We start from the raw sequence: 20,441 nt of genomic DNA on the forward strand, positions 1-20,441 counted from the left end.
CGTCCAGAATTAAGCCGTCTGGGAGGTGTTTAATGATTCTAAGGGCCGGCAGGATGGGCGCCGACGACCGACAGACGGTGGCGGGATTGTAGCCGCTTCCGTCCGTCAGTCATCGCCGGTCACGTCGTCCGTGACTCGGCGGCCCGGAGGCCGGCCGGCGTGTCGATGTCGCTGACCGCGCGCGCCGGTGCCGGGCCGGGAACGACTGTGACCGACAGCCGTTCGAGCATCTCTCGAAGCGACCCGGACCTCATTCCGAGGGTCGTGTCGGCGGCCGCGACGGCGGCCTCGGTGTCGTAGACGGCCGCCAGCGGTCGGAGGCGGCGGCCGATACGCGGGACAGCGCCGTCCTCCTCGCTCGACTCGAACAGTCGGGTGGCGAGTTGCGGACGGACGAACGGCATGTCACAGGCCGTGACGAACGCCTGTCGCCCACGGGCGACCCGACATCCGGCCCGGACGCCGGCGACCGGTCCGCCGTTCGGGACGGGGTCGACCGCGAAGCGGTAGTCCAGACCCGTCAGCGCGGCCGCGATGGCGTCGCGCTGTCCGCGGCGGCAGTTGACGACCACCTCGTCGACGGCCGGTTCGATTCGGTCGGCGACGCGGCGAACCAGCGGCGTCCCGTCGAGTTCCGCCGTCGCCTTGTCTTCGTCGCCGAAGCGGGTGGAGTACCCGCCTGCGAGGACGACCCCGCTGCGCATCAGTCGTCTCCCGAGGCGACCGTCTCCGTGGCACTGCGCTCGCCGACGAAGCCGGCAGTGTTGGCGACGCTCGCTATCTCCGGACGGAACACCCACGCGGCCAGCAGGACGATGGGAACCATCGACGCCCCGACGATGGAGTAGCCGAGGTGGAGGTTCGCCAGCCACGGTGCGGAGTAGACCAGCGGGTAGAGGATGCCACCGACCGTGCCGACGCCGCCGACGACGCCGGCGACCGCACCGGAGCTGTTGGGGAACATCGAGGGGACCATCGCGAAGATGGAGCCCTCGGCGAAGGCACAGGCCGTGCCGACGAGGAAGCCGACGACGACGGCGTTGAGCAGGACCCCCGACAGGCCCGCGAGCGTCATCCCGAACATCGTCACGACGATGAAACACAGCGTGACGAACGTCCACTGCTCGCGGTAGCGGCCGTGGAAGACGGGCAGGATGTTCATCTCCTTGCGGGCGAGCACGTCGCTGACGTAGCCGCCGATGGGCCGGAGCAGGCCGGCCGCGATGGAGAAGGTGGCGGCGAAGGTGCTCGCGAGGACGAGGTTGTTCTGGTCGAACGCCTCACGGTAGTAGGTCGCGAGCCAGCCGTTCATCGACAGTTCGAGGCCGAACGACATGATGTACGCCAGCGCGAGGACGACGGTTCCGTAGCGCGTGGCCGTGTGAAGCCAGTCTTTGAAACTCGCGTTGTCCTTGGTCGCCTGCCGCTTCGCTTCGGACTTCGCGGCCTCCCCGAGCGTGTAGTACGCGATTGCGAGGACGATGGAGACGATACCGGTGTAGAAGAAGGCGGCGCGCCAGTTCGTCGAGAACAGCGGGCCGCTCCAGCCACTGCCGAACACGCGCGGGAGGACGAGTGCCCCGCCCGCGGCACCGGCGTTGCCGACGCCGGCGTAGATGCCCTCGGCCAGTCCGAGGTTCTCCTCTTCCCACCACTCGGCGACGTGCTGGATGCCGATGACGAACGTGATGCCCGCCGTCGCGACGACGATGCGGGTCACGAAAAAGAGGGAGTACGTCTCGATGAACGCGCTCGCCATCGAGAACACGCCGACGTACGTCAGCACGATGGCGAAGATGGTCGGCGCGCCGAACTTGTCGGAGAGCCAGCCAGTCAGCATCCGGCCGAACGGTGCCATCCAGATAGCGGAACTGGCGAGGATACCGATTTCGGCCGTCGAGAGACCGAACTCCTCGGCCATCGGGCCGGTGAACGGCGCGAAGGAGAACCAGATGAGAAAGGAGAAGTTGAACCCGATGGTCGCGAGCAACAGCGTCCGGTACTTCGTCATCCGAATCAGCCCCATACCGCCACCTCCGGAAGGGCGACCGGACGTACGCCACGTACGTTCATTAGCGACTGTTCGTCCACCGAGCGTAAGTTATTCTGGATGTGTGGCCACATCAGCACGAATGATCCGAATGTCCCAGCACATAATAACGATACTCGTTGACGAACAGTTGGTTTCGACGTGTGCCACTGGACGGGCGGCCAATCTGCAATCGGATATTGTCTCCTTAAGGAATCCGAACGTCCACCGAGGCCGTCGACAATTCGACGGATTCCGAGAACTGGGGCGCGGCGGCGAGAACGAGTGACACCGCGAGCGCCGGGCGGCGTCAGTCGGCCGCGGCCGGCGGGAGTTCGGCGTCGGGCGCGAGGAGACGGACGGCACACTGCTTGAAGTGCGGTTCCTTCGACTGGGGGTCCCGTTCGGAGAGGGTCAACCGGTTGGTCGCCGGGTGGTGAATCGGGAGCCACACCATCCCGCGCGGGACGCCCTCGTCGGGGTCCAGACGCACCGTCGCGGAACCGCGGCGGGAAGCGACGGTGAGTCGGTCCTCGGCCACGAACTCGGCGTGCGCCTCGACGGTGTCGGGGTGGACGCGCGCCACGAGGTCACCGGCACCCCCGCCGCGCGAGCGGACGCCCGTGTTGTAGCCGTCGGCCTCGCGGGCGGTGGTCAGCGTCAGCGGGTAGTCGCCGTCGGTCGGTTCGGGCAGGTCGCCCTGCCGCCCGGTCGAGAACTGTGCGTTGCCGCTGACGGTGGGGAACGCCCACGACTCGTCGCCGCTCGCCTCGCTCTCGTAGTACCGGTAGCCGCCGGCGCTCTCCGCGTCGGGGGCGGGCCACCGGACGGCGTGGGCGTCGTCTAAGCGGTCGTAGGTGATGCCCGAGCAGTCGGCGACGGTGCCCTCGGTGAGCGCGGCGAACTCGTCGAAGACGTCGCTGGGGTCCGGCGAGGTGCTCTCGAAGAGGCCGGGGAACAGGCGGGACCCGATAGTGGCGACGACGTCGAGGTCCTGACGGACGCCGCTGGGGACGTCCGTCGCGGCGCGGACCCGCGAGATGGTCCGCTCCATGTTCGTCGTCGTCCCCTCGGACTCCCCCCACGTCGCCGCGGGCAACACCACGTCGGCCAGTCGGGTCGTCTCCGTGTGGAAGGCGTCCTGTGCGACGAGGAAGGCGTCCGCTAGCGACGCGCGGGCGCTGTCGGCGTCGGGCATCCCCGCGACGGGGTTGGTGGCGACGGTCCAGACGGCCGCGGGTTCGGCTTCGAGCATCCCGACCGGGCCGGGGCCGGGGTCGTCGGGCAGGCGGTCGACAGGCACGTCCCAGTGGTCCGCGACGGTGCGGCGGTGGTCCGGGTCGCCGAACGCTCGCTGACCGGGCCACGACCCCTTCGAGGAGCAGATTCGGGTGCCCATCGAGTTGGCCTGTCCAGTCAGCGAGAACGGGCCGCCGCCGGGTCGGAGGTTGCCCGAGGCCAGCGTGAGGTCCACGAGCGCACGGGCCGTCTCGGTGCCTTGGACGTGCTGGTTGATACCCATCCCCCAGTACAGGAGGGCGCGCTGGGCCATCGCGTCGGCCAGCAGGTCGACCTCGGCCATCTCGACGCCGGCCTCGGCGGCCGCCTCGGCGGCGGTCGGGAGAGCGTCGAGCAACGCCTCGAATCCGTCGGTCGCCTCGGCGACGAACGCCTCGTCGACGCCGTCGGACGCGACCAGCCGCGCGAGGACGGCCCGTGCCAGCGCGAGGTCCTTCCCGGGGTCGGGCGCGACGTGGTGGTCGCTGTTCTCGGCCGTCTCCGAGCGTATCGGGTCGACGGTGAGCAGTTCGACGCCGTCTTCGTCGGCCGCCTGCCGAATCCAGCGGAACATCACCGGGTGGGCGACGGCGGGGTTGGCCCCCCAGACCACGTGTCGGTCGGCGTCCTCGATGTCGCCGTACGTACAGGGCGGGGCGTCGCTCCCGAACGCCTGATAGTACGCCGTCACGGCGCTGGCCATGCACAGCGTGGTGTTTGCGTCGTACATGCGCGTGCCGAAGCCGCCGCGAGCGACCTTCCCGAGGGCGTAGGCGGCCTCGTTGGTCTGCTGGCCGCTCCCGAGCACGGCCACCGAATCGGGGCCGGTCTCGTGGGCGTCGCGCAAGCCCTCGACGGCGCGGGCGAGCGCCACGTCCCACGTCGTCTGTCGCAACTCGCCGTCGGACCGGACCATCGGCCGCGTGAGCCACCGACCGTCGGGGTCGCGGCTCTCCCGAATGCCGCGAGCGCAGGCCAGTCCCTGATTGACCGGGTGAGCGGCGTCGCCGCGCACCGTGTCGATACCGTAGCCGACATCGGCGGCCCGGTGCATGTGCCCGCACCCGACGGCACAGCGCATGCACGTCGTGGGGACCCAGTCGCTCACGACGGACCACGCGCCGATTGGGTGCACGTCCGTCCGGTAAGCGACGATGGGAGAACACGTTCTACAACCATATCTCTGTCTAGACGAAAGGATAGTCAATATAAAACGCTATCTCTTGGTGAAAGTCTACCTTTTCTCGATATAGTTCCCGTATTCGTCCAGTTGCCTCCCGGGCGACAGCACGACCCGTCAGGTTCTTTCTGGCCGCGTTCGAACCCCGCGCCATGAACCACGAGCAGTCGCGAGCGCTGTACGACCGCGCGCTGTCGGTGATGCCCGGTGGCGTGAACTCTTCCGTGCGGGCCGTCCGCCCGTACCCCTTCTTCGTCGAGAAGGGCGACGGCGGCCACGTCGTCGACGCCGACGGCAACCGCTACATCGACTTCGTGATGGGGTACGGTCCGCTCCTGTTGGGCCACGACATGCCCGAACAGGTCCAGTCCGCCGTCCAGCAACGCGCGGCCGAGGGGCCGATGTACGGCGCGCCCACCGAAGTCGAAGTCGAACTCGCGGAGTTCGTCACCCGCCACGTCCCCAGCGTCGAGATGGTCCGGTTCGTCAACTCCGGGACGGAGGCCACCGTCTCGGCGGTGCGTCTCGCCCGTGGCTACACCGGCCGGGACAAGATAGTCGTGATGCAGAGCGGTTACCACGGCGCACAGGAGTCCACGCTCGTCGAGGGCGAGGGCGACCACACCCACCCGTCGAGTCCGGGCATCCCCGAGAGCTTCGCCGAACACACGCTGACGGTGCCGTTCAACGACCCCGAGGCCGCCCGCGAGGTGTTCGACGAACACGGCGACGACATCGCCGCCGTCCTCACCGAACCAATCCTCGGCAACTACGGCATCGTCCACCCCGTCGACGGCTACCACGAGACGCTCCGGGGCCTCTGTAACGACCACGGGTCGCTGCTCGTCTTCGACGAGGTCATCACCGGGTTCCGCGTCGGCGGCCTCCAGTGCGCACAGGGGAAGTTCGGCGTCGAACCGGACGTCACCACCTTCGGCAAGATAGTCGGCGGCGGGTTCCCCGTCGGGGCTATCGGCGGCAAGAGCGAGATTATCGAGCAGTTCACGCCCGCCGGCGACGTGTTCCAGTCCGGCACCTTCTCCGGCCACCCGGTGACGATGGCGGCGGGGCTGGAGACGCTGCGGTATGCGGCAGAACACGACGTATACGCCCACGTGAACGAACTGGGCGACCGGATGCGCTCGGGGCTACAGGACATCCTCGAGGACCAGGCCCCCGAGTACACCGTCGTCGGGACGGACTCGATGTTCAAGGTCGTGTTCACCCGCGACGGGCCGGATACCTTCGAGGGACACTGCGAGGCAGGCTGTCAGCAACGGCCCGAGTGCCCCCGCTACGACTACTGCCCCAAGGACGGCGGCGACGTGAAACAGGCCGAGACGGAGCGGTGGGAGCGCCTGTTCTGGCCCGCGATGAAAGAGCGGGGCGTGTTCCTGACGGCGAACCAGTTCGAGTCACAGTTCATCTGTGATGCCCACACAGCAGAGGACGTAGACGATGCCCTCGAAGCCTACAAAGAGGCGATATGAAGTGAGCGACGACGACATCGCGCTCTCGGAGAAGCGGATGTACGGCGAGAAACGCCCGGAGACCCACGCCTACGTCGCGTCGGGCCTCGGGGTCACGCGCGTCGAGACGGCCGGCGGGCAGATAGGCCGGTTCAGCCTCGAGGAGCGGTGCAACGCCCGCGACGTCGCCGGCGCGAACGGAGAGGTGGCCGTCGCCACCGACGAGTCCGTGCTGGTCTCGACGGCCGACGGGTTCGCCCCGACCGGGTTCGGCGCGGCGACGGCCGTCGGCTACGACGCTGACGGGTTGCTGGCCGGCGGCGCGGGGCGCGTCGCCCGCTACGCCGACGGCGAGTGGGTCGAACTGGGTGCCGTCGCTGACGTGCGGGCCATCGACGGCGACCTACTGGCGGCGGCCGACGGCGTCTACCGCTTGCCCGATTGCGAACGTCTCGGCCTCGCGGACGTGACGGACGTGGCACCGGGATACGCCGCCACCACCGACGGCCTCTACGAACCGGTCGACGGCGAGTGGACCGAAGTTCGGTCGGGCCGCCACGGCGCGGTGGCGAGCGACGGCGACGCCCGAGTCCACGCCGCCGCCGAGGACGCCCTCTACGAGTTGGTCGACGGCGACTGGCGCGAGTGTGACCTCCCCGTGCGGGAACGGGTCGTCGACGTGGCCTACGGCACGGACACCTACGCCATCACCGAGGACGGCACCTTCCTCGTCGACACCCCTGACGACGCCACCGCCGACGGCCGCGGCGGGTGGCGCCAGCGCTCGCTGGGCGTGCCCGACGTCGTCGGCGTCGCCGTGGCCTGACAGACGCCTTTTCTGGCGGCGCGACAGCCGCCGTAGTTCGGCCGGTGACACAGCCAGCAAGGGACAGCAGTCGACACAGCCGACCGGGTGGACTGAAAGGGGCGACGCGCTCGGCGAAGCACGCCGACGCAAGCACTGGACTGAGCGAGCGGAGCGAGTGACGGAAGCGCACAGCGAGGTGCGCGAGTCGAGCGCGTCGGGGCTTTCTGGCGGTTCCCCTCGATAGCGTCGGTACGTCCCAGAATCGCCCTCCCTAGCCCCGGAATCGAAAAGTGGTTTAGCCCGGCCGGCCACCCCTCGGACATGATTATCCCCGGCGCGGAGACGCAGGCGTTCGCGGCGGCGCTGGCCGATGCCACCGGCGAGCGACTGGGACGGGTCGAGTACGAACAGTTCGCCGACGGGGAACACGTCGTCCGTCTGCCCGAGTCCGTCGCGGGCGAGCGAGCCGTGGTCGTCGCCTCCACAGTCGACAGCGACGCCCACGTGCAGGTGCTCCAGTTGCAGGACGCGGCCCGCGAAGTGGGCGCGAGTGAGGTTGTCACCGTCCTCCCGTACATGGGCTACGCGCGGCAGGACGAGGCGTTCCGGGCGGGCGAACCGGTCTCCTCGCGGGCGATGGCACGGGCCATCTCGACGGGGACCGACCGCGTCATCACGGTCAATCCCCACGAACCATCGGTGTGTGACTTCTTCGACGTGCCGACGACCCACGTCGACGCATCGGGCGTGCTCGCGGACCCTCTGCCCGAGGACTTGGCCGACCCGCTCTTTCTCTCGCCCGACGAGGGGGCCATCGACCTCCCGATAACGACCCGCGACGCCTACGGCGAGGGCGAGACCGACTACTTCGAGAAGGACCGCGACTACGACAGCGGCGCGGTCCAGATTACGCCCAGCGACGCCGACGTGGCGGGCCGCGACGTGGTCCTCGTCGACGACATCATCGCCACGGGGTCGACGATGAGCGAGTCCATCGAGGTGCTGAAAGAGCGAGACGCAGCGCGCGTGTTCGTCACCTGCGTCCACCCGATGCTGGCGAGCAACGCCCTGACGAAGCTCTCTGCGGCCGGCGTCGAGGCCGTCTACGGCACCGACACCCTAGAACGAGTGGTCAGCGAGGTCAGCGCCGCGCCCGTCGTCGCCGCGGAACTCTGATTACCACTCGGCCAGTCCCGCCCGGCCGTGCCGGACCGTGAGGATGCCCAGAAACGCCGCGACGCCGGTGAACGCCGACGCCGCGCCCAGATAGAACACCCACTCCATCCCGACGTTCGTCGTCAGCCACCCGCCCGCCAGCGGCGCGAGGACCGACCCCGGCCGCCAGACCAAATCGCGGACGCCGAAACTGGAGGCGACGCCGCTGTCGCTCCCCTCGTCGGCGAACAGCGCCATGCTCGCGGGTTCACGGATGGAGTCGGCGACCCCGAGCAAGCCGTTCAGTGCCACCAGCGGGAGGAACGCCGGCGAGAGGGCCCCGAAGTAGGGGAACACCGACGGGAGGCCGAGCGCCGCCCCGATAGCCGGCGTGAAGGGGACGACGAGCGCCACCAGTCCGTAGCAGAGGCCGCCGACGAAGACGAACCGGGCGCGGCCGAACTCGTCGGAGAGGCGTCCGGTGTAGGGCTGGGCGAGCATGTTGGTGAACTTCTCGGCGGCGAGGACGACGGCGACGGCCGTCGCGCCGTGTATCGCCGCGTTGTACCCCAGTCCCCCGCGAGCGGCCGCCACGCCGGCGAAGATGGGCACCCACGTCCGGACGAGCGTCACGGCGACGGCGTACTGGGCGCGGAAACTAGTGATGGTGAGGATGCGGCGGTTCAGCGCGAGGTCGGCGAATGCGAACCCCTCCGTGGTCGTCTCGTCCGGTTGGACCCAGACGAGGACGCCGAGGAAGGCGAGGCCGCTGATGGCCATCAACAGACCGAACACCGCGTCGAAGCCGAACGTATCGTAGAGGACGCCCGCCGACAGCGACCCGCCGATGGCCGCCGCGAACCGCCACGAGTTCGACATCCCGATGGTGGTGCCCCGTTCGCTCTCGCGGGCGAGTTGGCCGACCAGCGCCAGCCCGAGTAGGCCCGCGACGGTGGCGGCGACGCCCTGCAACCCGCGGACGAAGACGAACCCCCAACTGGACCCGACCAACGGGAACAGGCCGTAGACGGCGGTGGCGAGCGCCAACCCCGCCAGCAGTATCGTCCGCTTGTCGAACCGGTCGCCCAGATACGACACCGGGAGGACGGTGCCCGCCTGCGCCAGTGTCAGCCCCGTGGCGAACATCCCGAGGACGAACCCCTCGGGGTCCAGTAGGTCGATGTACGTCGGCAGGAGCGTCAACAGCGTCACGATGCCGAAGGCGTTGGCGAAGCGGGTGAAGAACAGGGCCTGTAGTTGTCGTCTCTCCGTCACTGCCCGGTAGCAGTCTGTTCCGGGCCTAACCGCTTTCGGTCTCGCCGGATTGCGCCCGCGAGGCCGCTGAAAGAAATCGGCCGCCTCGTCGGCGACTCACTCCCGCGGGAGGTCCACGGCCCCGACCTGTTGCATGAGGCCGAGCATGTCCGGTTGGACCCACCGTTCGGCTATCAATCCGTTCTCGAACCGGCTGAACACCATGTTCTCTATCTCGACGTCCTCGCCGGTCGCCTCGATTCCCCTGAACTCGCCGGTGTGTTTCCCGGTGAGGCGCACCCGCATGGCGACGGTGTCACCCTCGGCGACGATGTCCTCTACGGACGCCGAGAAGCCATCGAACGCCTCGCGGATGCCGCGTATCTGTGCTTTCAGGTCCTCGCGCCCGGACACTTCGCCCAGCGGACTGTGGTCGGCGACGTCCGGCGTGCAGATGTCGTCGACGAGGTCGATGTCGCCCTCCGACACGACTTCTTCCGGGAACTGTCGCGCGATTCGCTTTTCCTCTTCTAGTGGTGCTGTTGCTGCCATCGGTGTCTCCGTGCGCTCCGTTCGACGCGTCCCCCCGGACTGCGTGACTTCGTAGTGAGCGCTACGGGGAACTACGCCGTGCGGGACGGTAGCATTTGTTACCAGATGCTCCCGAGTCCTGCTCCGAGAGCGGTTCTGAAGGAGAAGTCGGCGGTTTCAGTCGGACGCTTCGGCCGCCGCCGTGGCTCGCGGCTCCCTCAGTCGCCGCTCGCCTGTTCCGAGGCCTCCCGTTGGTCGGCCTCGCACGGCGCGATAGCTATCTCCATCTCGACGCCTTCGACGTCCCACGTCTTGCGGTGCCCGTCCTCGACGTCGCCGAACTCGTCGGCGCGGACCTCCTCGGCGACGAGCGCCTCGTGTTCGCGGACCAGCGAGTCGACTCGCTCGTCCGCAATCGAGAGGTCCACGACGATACGGGCCTCGATGTCCAGTTCGAGGTCCTTGCGCATCTCCTGGACCCGGCGGATGACCTCACGGGCGTACCCCTCGCTCTCGATGTCCTCGGTGAGCGCCGTGTCGACGTAGACGACGCCGCCGCCGTCCAGCGCCGAGAACTCGGTGCCGGTGACGCCCTCGGGCGTCTCGCGGCGGAAGGTCACCATCGCCTCGGTCAGGTCGACTGCCTCGCCGAGCGCGTCCTCGACGGCGGCTTCGAGGGCAGCGAGAGACGGCTCCTCGAGTCGGGCCTCGTTGAAGGCGTTCATCACGCGACCAGCGTCGTCGCCGAAGGCCGGGCCGAGTTCGCTCATGTCGGCCTCGGCGGAGTAGTGGAGTTCGCCCCACGCCTCGTCCGGGCCGACGACGTCCACGGTGCGAGCGTTGAGGCGGTCGGCGACGATGGCCGTCTGTGCGCGGACCGCGTCGGCCACGGCGTCGCTGTCGGTGTCGACGACGACTCGCGTGACCGGCCAGCGGAGTTTCCGCTCGGCCTGCTGACGGGCGTTCGACCCGGCCTCCTCGACTTCCCGGACGACCTCCATCTCGTCTTCGAGGGCGGGGTCGTGGAGGTCCTCGGTCGGTTCGGGCCAGTCGCACATGTGGACCGTCGGGTGGCCCGCGTCGCCGGTCAGCGAGCCGTAAACCTCCTCGGCGACGAACGGCGTGAACGGGGCGAAGAGGGCGGCGACTTCCTCCAGCACGCGGTAGAGCGTGGCGTAGGCGGCCTGCTTGGAGTCGCTGTCCTCCTCCTCCCACATCCGCTCGCGGACGACCTGGATGTAAAAGCGGGAGACGTCCTCGACGACGAAGTCCAGCAGTTCGTGGGCGGCCTTGTCGTTCTCGAAGTCCTCCATGTGTTCGGTCATCGCCTGCTCGACGCTCTGGAGGCGCGAGAGGACCCACTCGTCGGCGAGTTCGAGGTCGTCACGCATAGACTCGACCGTCGTGGCCTCGGGGTCGAAGTCGTCGGCCCGCATGTACGGCAGCGGGAACCGGGCGACGTTCCAGAGGATGTTGAGACGGCGCTGCATCTCCTGGGTCTCCTCCCACGAGAAGTTCATGTCCTCGCCCTGCGCCGTCACCGACAGCAGGAACAGACGCATCGGGTCGCGGCCGTGCTTCTCGATGACCTCGTGGGGGTCGACGAGGATGCCCTTCGACTTGGACATCCCGCGGCCGTCCGGCATGTTGGCGTAGCCGTGCATCAGCACCTCCTTGTACGGTGATTTGCCGGTGGCGGCGGTGGACATGCCGAGTTGCGACCAGAACCACCCGCGGGTCTGGTCGTGGGCCTCCATGATGAGGTCGGCGGGCCAGAGGCGCTCGAAGTCCTCCTCGTTCTCGGGGTAGTCGAGGGTGCCCCACGTCGCCACGGAGGAGTCCAGCCACACGTCGAAGACGTCGCCGACGCGGGTGTACGTGGTTCCGTCCTCCGTGATGGTGAGGTCGTCGACGGTGCCCTTGTGCAGGTCGACCGTATCGGGGTCGATGTCTTGGTCGACCCGCTCTGCGAGTTCCTCGCGGTCGCCGACGACGATGGCGTCGTCCATGTCGCCGCTCCAGTCGTCGGGGAGCCAGATAGGGATGGGGATGCCCCAGTACCGCTGCCGGGAGACGTTCCAGTCGGGGGCGTCCTCGACGAAGTCCCGGAAACGGTTGTCACGCGCCCACTGGGGGTGCCACTCGCTGTCCTCGATGTTGTCGAGCAGTTCCTCTTTGATGTCGGTGACCGTGATGAACCACTGGTCGGTGACGATGCGGACGATGCCGGTGTCACAGCGCCAGCAGTGCCCCTCGTTGACGGTGTAGCCCGACTCGCTGGCAAGCAGCAGTCCCTTCGCGTCGAGGTCTGCGACGACGTCGTCGTTGGCGTCGCGGACGAACGTGCCGGCGTACTCGCCGCCCTGTTCGGTGTAGACGCCGTCGCCGCCGACGGGACAGAAGATTTCGAGGCCGAGTTCGCGGCCGCGCTCGAAGTCCTCCTCACCGTGTCCGGGCGCGGAGTGGACCAGACCGGTCTGGTCCTCGGCGTCGACGTACTCCGCGGTGTAGACCTGTCCCGACCCCTCGCCGCTCGCGTGGTCGGGCACCTCCTCGGCCAGCGGGTGGTCGTACTCCCAGCCGACCATCTCCTCGCCGGTGACCTCCTCGACGACCTCGTAGTCCTCGTACCGGCCCTTCGAGAGGACGTCCTCGACGCGGGGTTCGGCGACGTAGAGGACCTCGCTCTCGCCGTCTTTCTCGGCGCGGACGCCCTGATAGGTGACCTCGCCGTCGACGGCGACGAACGTGTTGGCGGGGATGGTCCACGGCGTCGTCGTCCAGATGACGAGCGACCCCTCGCGGTCGGCCAGCGGGAACTTCACGTAGATAGACGGTTTGCCGACCTCCTCGCGTTCGACCTCGTTGTTGGCGATGGCGGTCTCACAGCGGGGGCACTGGTTGATGGAGCGCTGGCCCTGTTCGACCAGTCCGCGCTCGTGGGCGCGCTGGAATCCCCACCACGCGGCCTCCATGTACTCGGGGTTCAGCGTCTTGTAGGGGTCGTCCCAGTCCATCCAGACGCCGAAGTCCTGAAAGTCGCTCTGGAGACCCTCCAGTTGTTCGTTGGCGAACTGCTTGCACTCCTCGATGAAGTTCTCCTCGCCGAACTGCTCGATGTCCTTCTTGTTCTCGAAGTCCAGTCGCTCCTCGACTTTCGTCTCGATGGGGAGGCCGTGCATGTCGTAGCCCGGCCGGTCGGTGACGTCGTAGCCCCGCATCCGCAGATACCGGATGTAGAGGTCCTTCAGCGTCTTGTTCCACGTCGTCCCCATGTGGGCGGCCCCGGAGGTGTAGGGCGGCCCGTCGACGAAGAAAAAGTCCTCCCCGTCGGCGCGGTGCTCGACCGTCTGCTCGTAGGCGTCGACGTCGTCCCAGTACTCGAAGACCCCCTCCTCGACGCTCTCGGGGTCGTACTGGTCGTCGACCGCGGCGAACCGTTCCATATCGGTCACATTCGCCGCCGGCATTAAAGGGCAATCGGTTAGCTACCTGTCTCGGGGGACGTTCCCGGCGTGACCAGCAGGGCTTTGGACCCGCCGCCCCACCGCTCGCGTGTGCCGGAGTACCCCGACGTCGACGAGCGAAATCGACTCGCCGCCGACTGCCGGCGCTGTCCCGCCCTCGCCGACGCGCGCGAGTGCATCTCGTGGGGGAACGGGCCGCTGGACGCCGAGGTGGTCGTGGTCGGCGAAGCGCCGGCCGCGGGCGACCCTGAGGCCGAGACGTGGCGGGGCGGGAACCTGACCGGGATGGCCTACACCTCCCGCGCGTCGGGGCGGAAGGTCCGGAGGCTACTGGCCGACGCCGGGTTCGGTCACGACGACTGTTACTACACGAACGCGGTGAAGTGCCACCCGCCGGGGAACCGTGACCCGACGGGCGAGGAACTCGACAACTGCCGGCCCTATCTGGTCGAGGAGGTCGAGACCGTCGACCCGAGAGCGGTCCTCACCACCGGGAGACACGCCACCGAGACGGTGTTGGCGCTGGACGAGGAGTCGCTTTCCGGCTTCCTCGACAGCGTCCTCTCGCCGTTCGAGAGCGACGCCCTCGGGCGACCGGTCGTCCCGCTCTTGCACCCGAGCTATCAGGAGGTGTGGCTCTCCAGACTGGGCTACGACCGCGAGGGGTACGTCGCCGCCGTCGCGGAGACGGTGCCGCGGCCGAACTGACGTCGGCCGAGCGAACGGTCGCTGTGACCGGGCCAACCTTGATGTGAAAACCGGACGACCACACGGACATGGACGACTGCATCTTCTGTCAGATAGTCGACGGCGACATCCCGAGCAGAACCGTCTACGAGGACGACACCGTGCTGGCGTTCTTGGACGCCAATCCGCTGGCACCGGGGCACACGCTCGTCATTCCGAAGGCCCACCACGAGACGATGGCCGACCTACCGGCCGACGCGGCGAGCGACGTGTTCGCGGCCCTGCACGAACTCACGCCGGCCGTCGAGGCGGCCGTCGACGCCCCGGCCAGCACGGTGGCGTTCAACAACGGCGAGGAGGCCGGACAGGAAGTGCCCCACGTCCACGGGCACATCGTCCCGCGCTTTTCCGACGACGGCGGGCGGCCGATTCACGCCATCTTCGGCGACCGGCCGGAGCTGTCGGACGACGAACTGGACGACATCGCGTCGGAAATCGGCGACGCGGTCTGAGTCAGCGGCGGGTCAGCGCCTCGTCGGCGGCGACGACGTCCGCCCGATACCCGTCGAGGCGAGTCTGTGAGACGTAGCCGTCCGGGCCGACGAACGGTCGGTCGGCGTCGGAGACGGAGGACCCGTGGACGCCCGTGCTGACGACGACGCCGTTCCCGTCCTCGACCCGTGCGAGGTGGAGATAGACTGCGCTCGGGTCCGAGCCGTCGATAATCCCCGCGTACGTCTCCAACGAAACCGATTCGCCGAGCAGCGTCGTCTCCTCGGTGTCGAGTCGCGTCGGGCCGCGCGCCCACTCGACGCCGCCGTCGCCGACGCCCGACGACGAGAGGAACGCCTCGGCCCGTGCGTGCGTCAGAAACTCCGAGAGGTCGGCCCGGGCGAGGGGGTTGACCGACTGGCCGGAGACGGTCGCGAGCGGGGTACTGAGGACGCCGAGGCTGAGCGGCGCGGCCGCCAGTTCGGTCGTGTCGACGCTCTCGGAGGGTATCGCCCGGTCGTAGGTGACCTGCGTCCCGGCCGCCTCGACTGCCGCGGCCGTGAGCCCGAAGTCCCCGGGGAAGTGGAGCACCTCCGTCGGCGCGAACGGGTCCGTCGAGAAGAAGATGGCGTTCGGGAACGTAGACGGCAGGGCCCCGCCCGACACCGGGTGGGCGTTTGCCTCCATCGTGACGAACACCGAGTCGGGAAAGAGCGCCGAATCCGGATAGAAGAACGCCTCCGGGATGGGCACGGTGGCGGAGGAGGGCGAGGCGTCCGGGTAGAAGAACGTGTCCGGGAACCCCGCGGGGTCCGGCCCGTCGGCGGCCGGGCCGGCCGGGAAGAACAGCAACGTGCCACTCGGCGAGAGTCCCATCCCGGCGTCGACGATGGAGAACGGGGCCGGCACCTCCGACACCGGGTCGACGGGGAAGAACAGCGCGAGGGACTCGGGGTTCAGCAGCGAGTCCGAGAGGAAAAGCGACTCCGAGAAGAACGCCGAGTCCGGGAACAGGTCGCCGAGAGAGGCCGCGAGTACCGGGTGGGCCCCCGAGAACACTGAGTCGGGGAGGCGCACCGAGTTCGGGAACAGCGTCTCGCCGGGAACGTACGCGAACGGGGCCCCGCGTTCGCGGTCGGAGAAGACGACGACCCCCGTGTCGTCGGCCACGCGTCCGGCGTCGGCCACCGAGAGGTCGGCGTCGAGGCCGAGAGAGTCGGCCAGCAGTTCGGGGTCGGTCACCGAGGCGCCGATGTCGAAGAACGCGTCCGCCGGCGCTGCGACGTAGTCGGCGTCGAGGGGCGTCCCGGCATCGAACGGCGTGCCGGTCCGGTCGGTGACAGCGCCGTCGCCGCCCCGTCCCGGGAAGAACGCCACCTGCGAACTCGCGTCGTCGCCAGGCAGTACCCAGTCCTCGTCGGGGAACCACTCGGCACCGACGCTGAACACCGAGTCAGGGAAGAAGATGCGGCCCGGAAACGTCACGCCGTTCTCGGCCGGGACGAGCGGTGCGTCGGAGAACGCCGACCGGTGGGCGACGGCGAGTACCTGCCCGGCGTCGACGCCGCGGTCCGACAGCGCCGCGGCCGGCACGAACAAGACGACGCCGTTCGGGTCGAGGACCCCGTCGCTCTGCAGGAGCGACAGGTGGCCGCCGACGGTGTGGGCGGCCGTCGCGGGCGCGGCGAGCAGGCGGTCTGCCGACCCCGAAAACGGGTCGGACCCGCCGGCGAACCGCAAGAGCAGCGGGGGGCCCGCGTACGCTTCCTCCCGCACCGTTTCCGCCGCCGTCCGGGCATACACCGAAACGAAACTCTCGACGGTCGCCGTGACCGCCTGTCCATCGACGGACCGTTCTACCTCCCGTCGCCGAGCCTGTTCGACCACCGAAGAGAACCCGAGGTCGGACTGAGCGGCCGACGGCAACACGACGGGGTCAGCCTCGAACTCTTGATTCGTGGCGTCCTGACAGCCCGCGAGTGCGCCCGTCACCCCCGTCAGACACGCGGTGCGGAGGAACTGCCGTCTGCGCCACGAGTCAGCGCCGCCGTCTTGCGTCATCTTGGTACTCCACTGGGAAGTAGTGTAGGGCTACCCGGAGTATAACTTTTCTCGTCAGCCGTGCTTGATTTCTTCCCGTCGAAACGCGGAACTTTTTGTACCGGACCGAGATACACGGGGTGTCATGGGGAGTTCGACGCTCGCCCTCACAGGGGCGACTGGGGGTGCCGGGACGACGAGAACCGCAGTAGAGATGGCGGCGACGCTGGCCCGTGCGGGCCGGTCGGTGGCCGTCCTCGACGCCGCCTTCGCCACGCAGGGACTGGCGACGCACGTCGAGGGGCGTATCGCGGCGGACGTGACCGCCGTCCTCACCGGCGAGGCGACGCTGGACGAGGCGCTGTACGACGCAGGGTTCGACGTGCCCGGACGGGTCGCGCTGTGTCCCGCCCACGCGCCGTTCGAGCGAGTCGCCCGCGCGAAGACCCCCGAAAGCGCCCGAGCGTTCGAGACGGCCGTCGCGGACGCCGCCACTCGCTTCGACCACGTCCTACTGGACGTGCCGCCGGTCGCGGCCAACCAGTCCGTCGCGGCACTGACGACCGCAGGGCGGCGCGCCCTCGTCGTCCCGGCGACCCGACGGGGCCGTGACCTCCTCCCGCGACAGCGCGGCCGTTGTCGCGACCTCGACGCGCCCGCCGACGCCGTTCTCGCGACGCGCCCGGACGCGGACGGAGCGGTGCCCGTCGACGACGCCGACCACGGACTACCCACGGCAGACCCTGACGCGGAGGTCCCCGTGGCGCTCGACCCGGAGTCGACGCTCGCCCCGGCCGTCGCCGCCGCCATCGAGGACGTGGTAGACGTGACGCTGGACCTGTCGTTCCCCGACGAGAGCCTGTTCGACCGCGTCGGCCCCTAGAGGTCCGGAAGCGGGACGACCACCACCGGTCGGGCCGCGCGTTCGAGGAGCGCGCGGGCCGTCGACCCGACGCCGTCGGCCCCCTCGGTGCCTCGGTTCGGGCCGAGGACGACCACGTCCGGGTCGTGCTCCTCGACGGCCGCCAGCAGTTCCGTCGTCGGGTCGCCCTCCCGCGTCTCCGTCTCCGGCATCGCGGCCGCCAGCCGCGACCGGGCGACGTTGGCGGCGTCGCCGGCGTCGCGCGACGGCGCGTCGGGTTCCCGGACGCCGACCACGACGACGCTGTCCGCACTGGGGTCGAGGCGTCCCTGCAGGTAGTCGGCGGCGGCGGCGGTGACGTGCACCGACGCCGCGCCGACGAGGTAGTCGGTCATACCTCGGGGTGGGCGCTCCGGTGGCTTCGGCGTTTCGGGGGCGCTCCCCGTCGGTCGGTCCCGCGCCACTGCTCCGCGGGTCACTCACTTCGTTCGCAGCGCTCGCTACTGCTCCACGGCTCACTCCGTTCGCCGTTCCGTTTCGAGGCCCCGCCCAGAGGTCGGGGCCTCGCTACCTGCTCCGCGGTTCCCTTCAGTCACCGCTCCGCTTCGAGAGCCCTCGCTTCGCTCGGGCTCTCGCTACTGCTCGCGGCGTCGCCGCTCGCTGTCCGAGGGACCGACGGTCGTCGGTCCCTCGCTACCCGACGAACTTACATACACCGCCCCCGCTATCCGACAGCGTGCGCGTCGAGAACAGTTTCATCGGGGTCGACGGCGTCGGCGAGCAGACAGAGCGGTCCATCTGGGAGCAGGGGGTCACTCACTGGGACGAGTTCGAACCCGGCGTCGTCGGCGGGAAACGCGGCGACCGCATCCAGCGGTTCATCGAGGACGGCCGCGAGCGTCTGGACGCGGCCGACGTCGGCTTCTTCGACCGGCAGTTCCCGAACAGCGAACAGTGGCGACTCTACGAGACGTTCCGCGACCGGGCGTGTTTCTTCGACATCGAGACGACCGGGCTGGACGAACGCCGCAATCAGGTGACCACGGTCAGCCTCCACCAGGACGGCGAGACGGAGACGCTGGTGGCCGGCGACGACCTGACCGCCGGGAACCTCCGGGCGGCCTTCGCCGACGCCGACCTGTTGGTGACGTTCAACGGCAAGCGCTTCGACGTCCCCTTCCTCGAAGCGAACTTCGACGTCGACCTCCAGCGCCCGCACCTCGACTTGATGTACACCTGCAAGAAAATCGGCCTCTCGGGCGGGCTGAAACAGATAGAGCAGGACGTGGGTATCGAGCGCGACCGGCCGGACATCTCCGGACGCGACGCGGTCCGCCTCTGGCGGGAACACGAGAGCGGCCGGGACGGCGCGTTGGAGAAACTCGTCTCGTACAACCGCGAGGACACCGTCAACCTCCGGACGCTGGCCGACGAGGTGACCGGAAGCCTCGACGAACAGGTCTTCGTCCGCTGACTCAGAACCGGGACGGGTCGGCCTCCGGCGTCGCGTCGCCGGGACGCAACAGGTGCGCTCGGCCGGCGAGGAACCCGAGCAACAGGCCGGTGAAGTGCGCCACCAGCGCGACGCCAGGGTTGGCCGTCAGGAGCGTAATCACCGCCGCGAGGACGCCCCCCAGCGCCAGTTGTGCGCGGGCCGGGAGTTGGAACCCGCCGACCACCGTCTCGGTGAAGCGGTTGGCCGCCAGCAGGTACCCGAACAGGCCGAAGATGGCGCCGCTGGCCCCGAGGACGCTGACGCTCGCCGGGACGCCGGGAATCAGCGGGCCGACGAGGCCGACGAACGACACCTGTGCGACCCCGGAGAGGGCACCGACGGTGACGAAGAACCCGTGAAACCGCGCGCTCGTCGTCGTCCGTTCCAAGAGGAGGCCGGCGAGTGCGAGCGCCGCGGCGTTGGCCAGCAGATGAGAGGGGCCCGCGTGGGCGTAGACGCTCGTGACCAGCGTCCAGGGCTGGTCGAACAGCGGGTTCGACAGCGCGAAGAGGTGGCGCTGGCGGGCGACGACGCCGACGACCTGCTGGAGGACGAACACACCGCCGATGGCCAGCAGCGTCACCAGCGTCGGACTCTCGGCGGGACGGCGCATACAGTATGTTGTCGGCCAATCCACAAGAAAGGGGAGGGTGGCCCGGTCGTCGGAGTCCAGAACGCATACGTGGCCCCACGGCGTGGGCCCGCACATGTCCGACCTCAGCGACTCGCTCGACGACGCCTTCGGCGAGGAGACCGACGCCGACACCGCACAGACCGCCGCCGAGAACGTCGCCGCGTTCGCCGAGCAGTACGACGAGGGCCTCACGGCCGACGCGGTGCTGGAGACGTTCGAGGACGCCCCGTACGACGGCTTCGAGCGCCGGTTCAACTGGCTGGTCGGCGAACTCGCCGCCCGAGAGGACGACTGCACCGACTCCCGTGAGTTCCGCCTCGGCGGGTTCGGCGACCTCGCCGCCGACGCCGAGATGAGCGCCTGAGCGGGATGGACGGCGGGACGTACACCCTCGTCCTCGAACGCGACCGCGACGGGACCGTCACCGTCGGCGCGCTCGGCGACCTGTCGCTCCCGGCGGGATGGTACGCCTACACCGGGAGCGCACTGGGCGCGGGCGGGTTCTCCCGGGTCGACCGCCACCGCGCCGTCGCCGGCGGCGACAACGACGCCCGCCACTGGCACGTCGACTATCTCTTGGGCGACGACGCCACGCGGTTCGACGCCGCCGTCACGACCCACGCGGCCGTCGAGTGCGCCGTGGCCCGTCGACTGGGCGAGAGTGAGGAGTTCGAGGCCGTCGAGGCGTTCGGCTGTTCGGACTGTGGCTGTCGCTCGCACCTCCACTACGGGGACGACCGCGGGGCCCTGCTGGCGGCGGTCGAGCGCGCTCACGGGGACGCCGGCTGAGCCTCAGCGGACGAGGTCGTAGCCCGCGTCGGTAATCGCGTCGAACAGCGACTGGTCGGCGACGTCGTCCTCCGCTTCGACGGTGACCTCGCCGGTCTCCTCGTCGGCGAGGGCCGACTTGACGCCGGTGACGCCCGTGAGAGCCCCCTCGACTGATTTCTCGCACTCGGCGCTCTCCATGCCGGTCACGGCGAGCGTGCGCTGTCGCATGGACGGCGATACGCCAGCGAGGAGGAAAAATGTGGGGCCGCGGGACGGGCCGAGCGAACGC

General features: G+C 69.2%; 19 protein-coding genes. 9 read left to right on the forward strand and 10 right to left on the reverse strand.

What is annotated here, in order from left to right:
• Nucleotides 1-119: 119 nt before the first annotated feature.
• The 3 genes from mobA to nasA all read right to left on the reverse strand — a co-directional run bounded on the left by mobA (nt 120) and on the right by nasA (nt 4,415).
• Nucleotides 120-704 carry a molybdenum cofactor guanylyltransferase gene (gene mobA, locus Hhyl6_RS08475; protein WP_483738774.1) on the reverse strand — a complete coding sequence of 195 codons (585 nt, stop codon included), beginning with the start codon at nt 702-704 and terminating at the stop codon, nt 120-122.
• Nucleotides 704-2,026, reverse strand: coding sequence for an MFS transporter (locus tag Hhyl6_RS08480; protein ID WP_483738775.1), 1,323 nt, complete (start codon nt 2,024-2,026; stop codon nt 704-706). The genes mobA and Hhyl6_RS08480 overlap by 1 nt, the downstream gene beginning before the upstream one ends.
• A 313-nt stretch (nt 2,027-2,339) precedes the next feature.
• Nucleotides 2,340-4,415, reverse strand: coding sequence for an assimilatory nitrate reductase NasA (nasA, locus tag Hhyl6_RS08485; protein WP_483739687.1), 2,076 nt, complete (start codon nt 4,413-4,415; stop codon nt 2,340-2,342).
• A 224-nt stretch (nt 4,416-4,639) separates the two neighbouring features.
• On the opposite strand from nasA, the gene hemL reads away from it, so the two are divergent.
• The 3 genes from hemL (at nt 4,640) to prs (ending at nt 7,940) form a co-directional block, all read left to right on the forward strand.
• Nucleotides 4,640-5,977, forward strand: coding sequence for a glutamate-1-semialdehyde 2,1-aminomutase (gene hemL / locus Hhyl6_RS08490; protein WP_483738776.1), 1,338 nt, complete (start codon nt 4,640-4,642; stop codon nt 5,975-5,977).
• Between the two features lies 1 nt (nt 5,978).
• Nucleotides 5,979-6,782, forward strand: a complete 804-nt coding sequence (locus Hhyl6_RS08495; RefSeq protein WP_483738777.1) for an HVO_0234 family beta-propeller protein — start codon at nt 5,979-5,981, stop codon at nt 6,780-6,782.
• A 303-nt stretch (nt 6,783-7,085) separates the two neighbouring features.
• Nucleotides 7,086-7,940 carry a ribose-phosphate diphosphokinase gene (gene prs, locus Hhyl6_RS08500; protein WP_483738778.1) on the forward strand — a complete coding sequence of 285 codons (855 nt, stop codon included), beginning with the start codon at nt 7,086-7,088 and terminating at the stop codon, nt 7,938-7,940.
• Here the strand turns inward: prs and Hhyl6_RS08505 are convergent, their stop codons facing one another.
• From Hhyl6_RS08505 to ileS, 3 genes are all read right to left on the reverse strand, one after another.
• Nucleotides 7,941-9,194, reverse strand: a complete 1,254-nt coding sequence (locus Hhyl6_RS08505; protein ID WP_483738779.1) for an MFS transporter — start codon at nt 9,192-9,194, stop codon at nt 7,941-7,943.
• Nucleotides 9,195-9,290: 96 nt separating this feature from the next.
• A complete protein-coding gene (locus Hhyl6_RS08510; protein ID WP_483738780.1) occupies nt 9,291-9,725 on the reverse strand; it encodes an ester cyclase in 435 nt (144 codons plus the stop codon).
• Between the two features lie 197 nt (nt 9,726-9,922).
• Nucleotides 9,923-13,150, reverse strand: a complete 3,228-nt coding sequence (gene ileS, locus Hhyl6_RS08515) for an isoleucine--tRNA ligase (RefSeq protein ID WP_483738781.1) — start codon at nt 13,148-13,150, stop codon at nt 9,923-9,925.
• A gap of 111 nt (nt 13,151-13,261) precedes the next feature.
• On the opposite strand from ileS, the gene Hhyl6_RS08520 reads away from it, so the two are divergent.
• Nucleotides 13,262-13,879 carry a uracil-DNA glycosylase gene (locus Hhyl6_RS08520; protein WP_483739688.1) on the forward strand — a complete coding sequence of 206 codons (618 nt, stop codon included), beginning with the start codon at nt 13,262-13,264 and terminating at the stop codon, nt 13,877-13,879.
• Nucleotides 13,880-13,947: 68 nt separating this feature from the next.
• The gene (locus Hhyl6_RS08525) at nt 13,948-14,370 is read left to right on the forward strand and encodes an HIT family protein (RefSeq protein WP_483738782.1); all 423 of its coding nucleotides are present in this window, start codon (nt 13,948-13,950) and stop codon (nt 14,368-14,370) included.
• A gap of 1 nt (nt 14,371) precedes the next feature.
• On the opposite strand, the gene Hhyl6_RS08530 is transcribed toward Hhyl6_RS08525, so the two are convergent.
• A complete protein-coding gene (locus Hhyl6_RS08530) occupies nt 14,372-16,411 on the reverse strand; it encodes a DUF6517 family protein (protein WP_483738783.1) in 2,040 nt (679 codons plus the stop codon).
• A gap of 124 nt (nt 16,412-16,535) precedes the next feature.
• Here Hhyl6_RS08530 and Hhyl6_RS08535 point away from each other — a divergent pair, with 124 nt between their 5' ends.
• Nucleotides 16,536-17,273 carry a MinD/ParA family ATP-binding protein gene (locus Hhyl6_RS08535; protein ID WP_483738784.1) on the forward strand — a complete coding sequence of 246 codons (738 nt, stop codon included), beginning with the start codon at nt 16,536-16,538 and terminating at the stop codon, nt 17,271-17,273.
• On the opposite strand, the gene Hhyl6_RS08540 is transcribed toward Hhyl6_RS08535, so the two are convergent.
• On the reverse strand, nt 17,270-17,647 hold the full coding sequence (locus Hhyl6_RS08540; protein ID WP_483738785.1) for a universal stress protein: 378 nt from the start codon (nt 17,645-17,647) through the stop codon (nt 17,270-17,272). The genes Hhyl6_RS08535 and Hhyl6_RS08540 overlap by 4 nt on opposite strands.
• A 341-nt stretch (nt 17,648-17,988) precedes the next feature.
• On the opposite strand from Hhyl6_RS08540, the gene Hhyl6_RS08545 reads away from it, so the two are divergent.
• A complete protein-coding gene (locus Hhyl6_RS08545) occupies nt 17,989-18,726 on the forward strand; it encodes a ribonuclease H-like domain-containing protein (RefSeq protein WP_483738786.1) in 738 nt (245 codons plus the stop codon).
• Between the two features lies 1 nt (nt 18,727).
• Here the strand turns inward: Hhyl6_RS08545 and Hhyl6_RS08550 are convergent, their stop codons facing one another.
• Nucleotides 18,728-19,360: a rhomboid family intramembrane serine protease gene (locus tag Hhyl6_RS08550; protein WP_483738787.1), complete on the reverse strand. Its 633-nt coding sequence runs from the start codon at nt 19,358-19,360 to the stop codon at nt 18,728-18,730.
• Between the two features lie 94 nt (nt 19,361-19,454).
• Between Hhyl6_RS08550 and Hhyl6_RS08555 the strand changes: the two genes are divergently transcribed.
• On the forward strand, nt 19,455-19,745 hold the full coding sequence (locus tag Hhyl6_RS08555) for a hypothetical protein (protein WP_483738788.1): 291 nt from the start codon (nt 19,455-19,457) through the stop codon (nt 19,743-19,745).
• A 5-nt stretch (nt 19,746-19,750) separates the two neighbouring features.
• Nucleotides 19,751-20,170, forward strand: coding sequence for a GIY-YIG nuclease family protein (locus Hhyl6_RS08560; RefSeq protein ID WP_483738789.1), 420 nt, complete (start codon nt 19,751-19,753; stop codon nt 20,168-20,170).
• Between the two features lie 3 nt (nt 20,171-20,173).
• Here Hhyl6_RS08560 and Hhyl6_RS08565 read toward each other — a convergent pair whose 3' ends face one another.
• Nucleotides 20,174-20,380, reverse strand: a complete 207-nt coding sequence (locus tag Hhyl6_RS08565; RefSeq protein ID WP_483738790.1) for a heavy-metal-associated domain-containing protein — start codon at nt 20,378-20,380, stop codon at nt 20,174-20,176.
• Between the last annotated feature and the right edge of the window lie 61 nt (nt 20,381-20,441).

It is taken from the genome of Haloarcula sp. H-hyl6 (genome assembly GCF_056934455.1).